This window comes from Haloarcula sp. Atlit-7R, assembly GCF_003666065.1.
GTDB classification, from domain to species: Archaea; Halobacteriota; Halobacteria; order Halobacteriales; family Haloarculaceae; genus Haloarcula; species Haloarcula taiwanensis.
Window position 1 is genome coordinate 37,560 of sequence record NZ_QXIK01000019.1, and the last position, 7,429, is coordinate 44,988.

General features: G+C 61.1%; 10 protein-coding genes and 1 pseudogene. 4 read left to right on the forward strand and 7 right to left on the reverse strand.

What is annotated here, in order from left to right; all coding sequences use genetic code 11:
- Positions 1-6: 6 nt before the first annotated feature.
- Complete coding sequence (locus D3D01_RS20655) at positions 7-1,929, reverse strand: beta-CASP ribonuclease aCPSF1 (protein WP_101350367.1); 1,923 nt, start codon at positions 1,927-1,929, stop codon at positions 7-9.
- Positions 1,930-2,103: 174 nt separating this feature from the next.
- On the opposite strand from D3D01_RS20655, the gene D3D01_RS20660 reads away from it, so the two are divergent.
- Entirely contained in the window at positions 2,104-2,283 is a 180-nt protein-coding gene (locus D3D01_RS20660; RefSeq protein WP_053969115.1) for a DUF5786 family protein, read from the forward strand.
- 18 nt (positions 2,284-2,301) lie between these two features.
- On the opposite strand, the gene D3D01_RS20665 is transcribed toward D3D01_RS20660, so the two are convergent.
- The 3 genes from D3D01_RS20665 to D3D01_RS24340 all read right to left on the reverse strand — a co-directional run bounded on the left by D3D01_RS20665 (position 2,302) and on the right by D3D01_RS24340 (position 3,183).
- Positions 2,302-2,640, reverse strand: a complete 339-nt coding sequence (locus tag D3D01_RS20665; RefSeq protein ID WP_101350366.1) for a glutaredoxin — start codon at positions 2,638-2,640, stop codon at positions 2,302-2,304.
- Positions 2,641-2,711: 71 nt separating this feature from the next.
- Complete coding sequence (locus tag D3D01_RS20670) at positions 2,712-2,954, reverse strand: BolA/IbaG family iron-sulfur metabolism protein (RefSeq protein WP_101350365.1); 243 nt, start codon at positions 2,952-2,954, stop codon at positions 2,712-2,714.
- 52 nt (positions 2,955-3,006) lie between these two features.
- The gene (locus D3D01_RS24340) at positions 3,007-3,183 is read right to left on the reverse strand and encodes a hypothetical protein (RefSeq protein WP_198560175.1); all 177 of its coding nucleotides are present in this window, start codon (positions 3,181-3,183) and stop codon (positions 3,007-3,009) included.
- Between the two features lie 79 nt (positions 3,184-3,262).
- On the opposite strand from D3D01_RS24340, the gene D3D01_RS20675 reads away from it, so the two are divergent.
- Positions 3,263-3,646 (forward strand): DUF393 domain-containing protein, encoded by a 384-nt coding sequence (locus tag D3D01_RS20675; RefSeq protein ID WP_121513593.1) that lies wholly within the window; start codon positions 3,263-3,265, stop codon positions 3,644-3,646.
- A 9-nt stretch (positions 3,647-3,655) separates the two neighbouring features.
- Here D3D01_RS20675 and D3D01_RS20680 read toward each other — a convergent pair whose 3' ends face one another.
- The 3 genes from D3D01_RS20680 to D3D01_RS20690 form a co-directional block, all read right to left on the reverse strand.
- The gene (locus D3D01_RS20680; RefSeq protein WP_121513594.1) at positions 3,656-4,966 is read right to left on the reverse strand and encodes a lipase maturation factor family protein; all 1,311 of its coding nucleotides are present in this window, start codon (positions 4,964-4,966) and stop codon (positions 3,656-3,658) included.
- An 80-nt stretch (positions 4,967-5,046) separates the two neighbouring features.
- Complete coding sequence (locus D3D01_RS20685; RefSeq protein ID WP_101350362.1) at positions 5,047-5,457, reverse strand: CoA-binding protein; 411 nt, start codon at positions 5,455-5,457, stop codon at positions 5,047-5,049.
- A 46-nt stretch (positions 5,458-5,503) separates the two neighbouring features.
- Positions 5,504-5,878 (reverse strand): helix-turn-helix domain-containing protein, encoded by a 375-nt coding sequence (locus tag D3D01_RS20690; RefSeq protein WP_004956789.1) that lies wholly within the window; start codon positions 5,876-5,878, stop codon positions 5,504-5,506.
- Between the two features lie 356 nt (positions 5,879-6,234).
- Between D3D01_RS20690 and D3D01_RS20695 the strand changes: the two genes are divergently transcribed.
- Together D3D01_RS20695 and D3D01_RS20700 are read left to right on the forward strand one after the other, a co-directional pair.
- Positions 6,235-6,960, forward strand: coding sequence for a ThuA domain-containing protein (locus D3D01_RS20695; RefSeq protein ID WP_121513595.1), 726 nt, complete (start codon positions 6,235-6,237; stop codon positions 6,958-6,960).
- A 226-nt stretch (positions 6,961-7,186) separates the two neighbouring features.
- A pseudogene (locus tag D3D01_RS20700) lies at positions 7,187-7,429 on the forward strand (NAD(P)/FAD-dependent oxidoreductase); the annotation flags it as partial.

Here is a 7,429-nt window from a genome sequence, read left to right on the forward strand (position 1 = left end):
CGCCGTTCAGGACAGCCGGAACGTTTCGAGGTTCTTCGGGTTGTGGGTCCGCATGTTGAACTTCTGGTACAGCGCCGAGGACAGCTGGTTCGTCGTTGACGCGTCGCCGTGGACACAGAGGATTTTCTCCGGCCGCGGATGCATCGTCTCGACGAACGATTCGAGCCCCTGTCGGTCGGCGTGTCCGGAGAAGCCGTCGACCGTCTCCACGTTCAGTCTGAGGCTCACCCGTTCGGCGCGTGGCCCGCTCGTGTCGCCGAGGGTGACCTCGTCCTGACCCCGCTGTATCTGCCGACCGAGCGTCCCCTCAGCCTGATAGCCGACGAACGCCATCGTGTTGTCCGGGTCGCTGCCCAGCAGCCGGAGCCAGGACATCACGGGGCCGCCGGTGACCATCCCGGAGGTCGTCAGAATGATAGACGGTTCGTCGTCGGCGATGTCCCGTCGCATCTCGTCGCCGCCATCGACTTGCTCGAACTGCTCTGCGAGGAACGGGTTCTCGTCCTCGTAGAGGATACGCTGGCGGAGGTCGTCCCGGAGGTACTCCGGATACGCGGTGTGGATGGCCGTCGCCTCCCGAATCATCCCGTCGAGGTACACCGGCATCGTCGGGATGTCGCCCTTTCGCATCGCTTCTTCGAGAACGAGCATGAGTTCCTGCGACCGACCCACGGCGAAGGCCGGAATCAGTACCTTGCCGTCGTTCTCGTGGGCCTCGTTGATAACGTCCTTGAGGACCCGCTCGGAGTCGGACTGGTCGGTCTGGTAGTCGTTTTTCCCGCCGTAGGTCGACTCAAGCACGAGTGTCTCGACTCGCGGGAAGTCGTTGACCGCGCCATCGAGCAGGCGGGTATCTTTGTAGTGGATGTCCCCAGAGAAGGCGACGTTGTACCGACCCTCGCCGATGTGGAAGTGACACACCGCCGAGCCGAGGATGTGCCCGGCGTTGTGCATCGTGAGCTTGATGTCGGGCGCGATGTCGGTGACGTTGCCGAACTCCAGTGGAATCGTGTGTTTCAGCGCGTCCCGGACCTGCTGGCTCTCGTAGGGTGGGGTGCGGCCCTCCTTCGAGGCCACGTCGAGGTAGTCCAGCTGGAGCAGGCCCATCAGGTCCCGCGTCGGCGCGGTCGTGTATATCGGCCCGTCGTAGCCGTACTTGAACAAGATGGGGATGAGCGCAGAGTGGTCCAGGTGGGCGTGGGTCAGGACGACGGCGTCGAGAGAATTCGGCCCAGCCGCGAGGGCTTCGGGTGCTTGGAGATACGGAACCTCGCCCTCAGCACCGGGTTTGTCACCGCAGTCGATGAGGATTCGGGACTCCGGCGTCGAGAGGATGAATGCGGCGCGACCGACTTCACGACAGCAGCCGAGCGTCGTGAGCCGAACCCAGTCCTCGTCGCTCGTGGTAGGTCGGTTGATCTGGCGACCGACACGCTGGAGGATGTCCCGGCGTTCCTCGCGTTCCTGCTTGAGATAATTCCGGACGTTCGAGACCGTCGAGGACTCCATCGGCGGCGTCCGGACGACCTCCGGGGTCCAGCCGACGGAGGCGGAGATCTCGTCGAGGGTTGCCCCGTGGCGGCCGATGACGCGACCGGGCTTTTCGGCTTCGATGAACACTTCGCCGGTCTGGCGGTCGAAATCCAAGTTCTGGACGCCAGCGTCCTCGGGAATCGTCTGCGTGATTCGAGTCCGCGCTTCGTTCGGCGGGACGAGTGCTTCTTGCGTGGGGCGAACGTTGATTCGTTTCCGCAGCGTCTGTGCGAGATTTCTGACGATACCGTCGCGGTTGGCAACCGTCTGCGCGTCCGGCGTGTAAATAACTAGTTCCGGTCCCTCGAACGCGACAGATTCGATTTCGATGTCGTCCGGTGTCTCTTCTTCGACCTGTGCTTTAATTCGATCAAGTGTCTCGTCTGCGGAACTCATAAGTTTGGAGATGGAGGCCCGATAGCCGTCGGTAAAACCACGGCTCTCGACTGCCGTTATCTAGCGGGAGTGCAAGCACAGTAAAGAACCTTTGCTTGTCTCGCTATGTCATTGGAGGGTTGCAGCTCGGCGGGAACCGGCGAATTTTAGTGTGGGACTCCGAGTTGTACGTGTATGGGCTTTGGTAGCTACGATGAATCCGAACAGAAGGACAACGACGTAGATGCAGACGACAGCGATGGCGTTGCGGTCCACGAGAACGACCACGACGGATCGGTCTCCTTCGAGACGGAGGCGACCACGAGCGACCTCGTCGACAAGCTCGGCGACATGAAAGACGAAGACGAAGAGTAACGCCGCTCCCGACCGCAGTTACTGACCGACTTTTTCGCCGAGTTCGCCGCGCTCGTGAAGCTGTTCGAGGATATCGCTGCCACCGATGAACTCCCCGTCGACGAACGTCTGTGGAATCGTCTCTCGCCCGCTGTGGCGCTCTAGAGCCTCCCGATAGGCATCAGTCGCTTTGAGCACGTCCACTGTCTCGATGTCGTCGCGGTGCTGTTGCAGCAGTGCGAGGGCCTTCTTCGAGTAGCCACACTGTGGCATCAGCTCATTGCCTTTCATGAACAGCACAACCTCGTTGTCTTCGATGACGCTGTCTACCTGATCCGTGACTTCATCCGGAGAGAGTTCTTCGGGCTCAAATCCCATACCGTCACTAACAGCGTCGGCAATAAAGGCGTACCGACGGTCGAGCAGAGCCGCACCGCCGGGGTACACGGTTACTCGGCTTCTTCGGGCGTCAGCGTCGTCAGCTCGATGGCGTGAATGTCGCGAGTGAGATGCTCTCCCAGCGCGTCGTGGACACGCTGGTGCTGGTCGACCAGCGACTCGCCCTCAAACGCCGGCGAAACAACGCGTACCGCGTAGTGTTTGTCGTCGTCGGGGTCCCGCGGCGTGGTGACCGTCGCCTGTGCCTCCGGAAGCGCGTCCTCGATCAGTTCGGCGACCGCATCCTCGTCCATACGCGCTCTGTGGAGAGCGGCGGGCAAAACAGTTGGCGTCACACAGTCGTGGTCACCGAGTGATTGACAGCTCCCGACCGATACCGACCCCGAGGGCGACCAGTCCCAGAACCGCGAGCGCGACCCCGCCGAGCCAGAGCGCCGAGAGCGAGGCCGTAAGTCGGACGGTCCAGAGCCCGGCTACCAGCGCCAGCCCGCCAGCAACGACCAGCTTGACGAACCGCTCCATGCCCGTGCCTGCGGTGACCGGCGGTAAATCCCTGCCGGCTGAACCACAGGTGTTTGTGCCTCTGGCACGTAGCTCGTATATGAGCGACGCAACGCTCGTCTACGACGACGACTGCGGTTTCTGTACGTGGTGGGCGGACTTCATCGACGAGCGGTCCGACCTCAGGGTCGCGGGCTTCTCCGAGCTAGACGACGACGTACTAGAGCGACTCCCGGACGACTACGAATCCTGTTCGCATCTGGTGACCGAGAAGGACGTGTACTCCTGCGGGGAATCCATCGAGACAGCGCTCACATACACCGACATGGGCAAGGCGGCTCGGCCGCTGCTCTCGTTTCTCCGGCAGTTCGAGGATTACGAGCGATTCCGCGAGCGGGCCTATCGGCGGATCGCCGATAACCGTTCGAAGTGGGGGAAGGTCATGTCGAAGACGCCGCCAGCGCGCAGGAACGACGCGAACTGACGCCCCATCTCAAACGTCGGCGAGTCGCAGGTCACCGTCGCTGATCGGGCTGACATAGGTGCCGACGCGTTCGCGCTCCCACCACTGCCCAGTCTCGCGGCGCTCTTCGGGCGTCGTGAACCGATACCGGTAGCGGACCGCACGGACGTGCGTCGGCGTGGTCTCCGAGAACGGCACCGAGGCGAGCAGTTTTTCGGTCGCCTCGTCGCCTGCAAGCAGTCGGTCCAGCAGCGCGAGAAACCACGGACTCCGTCGCGGCGAAGAGGTCATCGCCGCGAACCACAACTGCCAGTCAAGCCGGTAGTGGTAGGGCGCGAGTTGCCGCGGCCGCTGTGCTGGGTCTGTTGGTTTGCCTTTGAACTCGTAAGTCTCCCATTCCGTGTCGGCCGTGACGACCTCGTCGGTGGTCCCCTGGACGACGATTTCGTAGCGCGTTCTGGTAATCGAGCCGAACGCGCCGTAGGCGTTGACTAACCGGAGCGAGTCGAAAGCGGTGTTCATCACCTGCTGCTCCGAAAGGATGTTGCGGACCGGTCCGACGCTACGCCAGAGGACGACAGCAGCGAGTCCGACCGACAGCGCCTGCAGGTACAGCGGCGGCGCAGTCGCGCTCGGAGCAGTGACCGGGAGGGTTGCTGTGAAAACGTCGTCCCTGAATGCCGCAATAGCCTGAACGATAGTGAGGGCATTGAGCCACGAGAAGTTCCCCGTCAGCATGAGCCAGCCCTGAAAGCCGATGGTCGCTACCCCCGCTACTGACGCCCACGGCTGTGGCGCGAAGTAGAGGAACGGTACGGCGACTTCGACGACGTGGTTTCCCAGCACTTCGAGTCGGTGGAACCGGTCGGGGAGGTGGTGGGCGTACCAACTCACCGGGTTCGGAATCGGCTGGGTTTCGTAGTGGTAGTCCAGTGCGGTGAGGTCCCGCCAGCAGTCATCCCCGCGCAGTTTGATGAGTCCGGCACCGAACATATTTCGGAACAGCGCCCACAGCAGGAGCCACAGGAGTATCGACACGGGGACCGCGTACGGACGCGGGAGCCACGATGGGACTCCGACGAGTGCCAGCGCCGAGAGCCCGACGCCGGCCCAGGCTGTGATGCCGATGACGCGGTCGTTCGGATAGACATAGAACAGACTGGGCCGGTCACGGAACTCGTAGCGGTCGACGTACTGCTGTATCGGCAACAGGCCTTCCTCGCCCGCGAGCGGACGGAACTGCGTGGCTGCGACGACGAACGCCAGCAGGTAAATAACCGCCAGCGCCCGGTGGAACAGCATCCGAACGAGCCAGTACGCCGCTGGCTCCCACGGCAGCATACACCGGATGTGGCTCAGCCACGGACTAAACCGTACCGGGCGACGGCCATGTCAACCGTACTCAGCCATTATCTGCCTGTTCAGGCCAGCAGTTGCTGGTGTGTCGGCTTCATACAGCGGTCCTGGACGACGCGGCGGCCAGCAGCTTCGGCGCGTTCGACGGCCTTGTCGTCGTGGATGCCGAGCTGCAGCCAGATGACGGCGTCGTCGTCGCGTTCCAGGGCCGCGTCGACGATATCGCTGACCTCGTCGCTGGGCCTGAAGACGTCGATAATGTCTATATCACCGGGAATATCTGCCAGTGAGTCGTAGGCCTTCTGCCCGAATATCTCGTCAGCAAAGGGGTTGACCGGTATCACCTCGTACCCCTGTTCGGTGAGGTACTTCGGAATTTCGTGGGCGTCCTTACCGGGGCTGGTCGAGCAGCCGACGACGGCGACGCGGTCCAGTTCGAGAATGTCTCTGAGTTCGTCATCCGAAGTAACGGGCATACACGACAGTTCGTCGGGCACCAATAAAAGCGATTGCCTGCGGGACCTACTCTGCGGGCTCATCAGCCTCTGTCGGTTCCTGCAGGTAGGTCTCGCCCCACGCTGCCATTTCGGTAATTACGGACTCCAGTGACTCTCCGTGTTCGGTGAGCGAGTAATTGACGCGAAACGGCTGTTCGTTGATTACTTCGCGGTCGACGAGCCCCTTCTCCTGCAGGTCTTCGAGGCTGTCGGAGAGCACTTTAGATGAGATACCGTCGACGTTCTCCTTGAGTTCGTTAAATCCTGAGGGGCCGTTATCAAGCAGCCGGTGGATGATAACGGGGTGCCACTTCTTCCCGATAAGGGACGCCGTCGTGGTTATGGGACACCAGTCCTCGCCAGCACACCAGACGGAAAGCTTCTCCGGTGAATCGCTCATATCTTGTTGTGATTTCGGCCGCGGCCGGCTAATAACTACCCCTGTGCAGGTACCGGAACCACCGTCTGTGGACTACATCGGGAGACACGGTGGACACTCCCACACCGATGTCGGAAAGAACTATGACCCGCCATATCCAGCGGTACCTGATTATGGCTTCCCAGCACGGTTGCTGCCGCAGGCGATTTCAACTATTGTCGCAGCTCGTCGCGTCGGCTGGTCGCGATGTTCGAAAAAACCAGTCGAATGCCTGAACAGGTACCGGGATCACTTCGATCCTCGCTAGTATTGACACGTTGCTCTTCAGCCGCGAGCGAGTAGTCATATTTTTCTCTGGTTATTCAGTGTATTCTTGTATGGTTGCAGTCACCGTGTGGAACGAAAACCGGCACGAGCGGGCGACAGGCCCCGCCAATGCGATGTACCCCGACGGGATCCATACGACGTTGGCTGAGATGCTTACTTCCTACGGCCACACTGTTCGGACAGCGACACTTGACGACCCTGCCAACGGACTCACCGAGACGGTGCTCACCGACACTGACGTGTTACTGTGGTGGGGCGATGTCGCACATGATGCCGTCAGCGATGCGGCTGCGAGCCGCGTTGAGCAGGCTGTCCGTGACGGAATGGGGTTCATTCCGCTTCACTCCAGCCACGAATCGAAGCCGTTCGAGGCGCTTATCGGGGGAACTGGTACCCTGCGGTGGCGCGAGGAGGGCGAGCGTGAGCACGTCTGGGTCGTCAAAGCGAGCCATCCTATTACCGACGGACTTCCCGAGGAGTTCGAACTCGAACGTGCCGAGATATACGGAAAGGGGTTCGACCTACCGATACCCGACACCCTGGTGACTGTAAGTTGGTGCGACGACGGCACGGTATTTCCCAGCGGGTGTTGTTACTACCGTGGTGCAGGGCGTATATTCTACTTCCAACCCGGTCACGAAACGTTTCCCGTGTACCACCGGCCAGTCGTCCAGAGGCTCTTGCACAACGCCGTTGCGTGGGCCGCGTCGAATGAGCGCCATCACTCCACGCCGAACAGTCCTGCTCATCAGGACAACCGTCGTGGTGCCTGGTAGCCCGACTGACTCCCAATTGCTGTCTGGAAACGACCGCTCGAAGCGTAATTGGTGATTAAGAGTCGTCTTTCGGAACGGTAGGCGCTGTTTTCCCTCGGGATGGTGACCGAAGGAAACTGCAAACTTAGGAAACTGGACCACGACCATGAGCCAGTATGCGAGGACAACAGCAGAGCCGTAGACCGATTCCAAAGGGTTTGTATCTAATGACTCCGGAGAGTGGCCTATGACAGAGAACGTGGTCGTGCTCGGGTCGGGGTATGCCGGCGCGGGGGCAATAAAGAGTTTAGAGGACGAGTTAGACGGTGAGGCGGACGTTGATGTCACGTGGGTTTCTGAGACGGATTATCATCTGGTCTTGCACGAGTCTCATCGGTGCATTCGGGACCCGAGTGTCCAGGAGAACATCGCTATCCCTGTTCACGAGATCAAGCAGCCCTCGACCGCCTTCATTCAGGACGAGGTCGTC

Bases quoted from the DNA above. Each gene is read 5' to 3' on its own strand.
- D3D01_RS20655 (WP_101350367.1), bottom strand. From the start codon at position 1,929: ATGAGTTCCGCAGACGAGACACTTGATCGAATTAAAGCACAGGTCGAA.
- D3D01_RS20660 (WP_053969115.1), top strand. From the start codon at position 2,104: ATGGGCTTTGGTAGCTACGATGAATCCGAACAGAAGGACAACGACGTA.
- D3D01_RS20665 (WP_101350366.1), bottom strand. From the start codon at position 2,640: ATGGGATTTGAGCCCGAAGAACTCTCTCCGGATGAAGTCACGGATCAG.
- D3D01_RS20670 (WP_101350365.1), bottom strand. From the start codon at position 2,954: ATGGACGAGGATGCGGTCGCCGAACTGATCGAGGACGCGCTTCCGGAG.
- D3D01_RS24340 (WP_198560175.1), bottom strand. From the start codon at position 3,183: ATGGAGCGGTTCGTCAAGCTGGTCGTTGCTGGCGGGCTGGCGCTGGTA.
- D3D01_RS20675 (WP_121513593.1), top strand. From the start codon at position 3,263: ATGAGCGACGCAACGCTCGTCTACGACGACGACTGCGGTTTCTGTACG.
- D3D01_RS20680 (WP_121513594.1), bottom strand. From the start codon at position 4,966: ATGCTGCCGTGGGAGCCAGCGGCGTACTGGCTCGTTCGGATGCTGTTC.
- D3D01_RS20685 (WP_101350362.1), bottom strand. From the start codon at position 5,457: ATGCCCGTTACTTCGGATGACGAACTCAGAGACATTCTCGAACTGGAC.
- D3D01_RS20690 (WP_004956789.1), bottom strand. From the start codon at position 5,878: ATGAGCGATTCACCGGAGAAGCTTTCCGTCTGGTGTGCTGGCGAGGAC.
- D3D01_RS20695 (WP_121513595.1), top strand. From the start codon at position 6,235: ATGGTTGCAGTCACCGTGTGGAACGAAAACCGGCACGAGCGGGCGACA.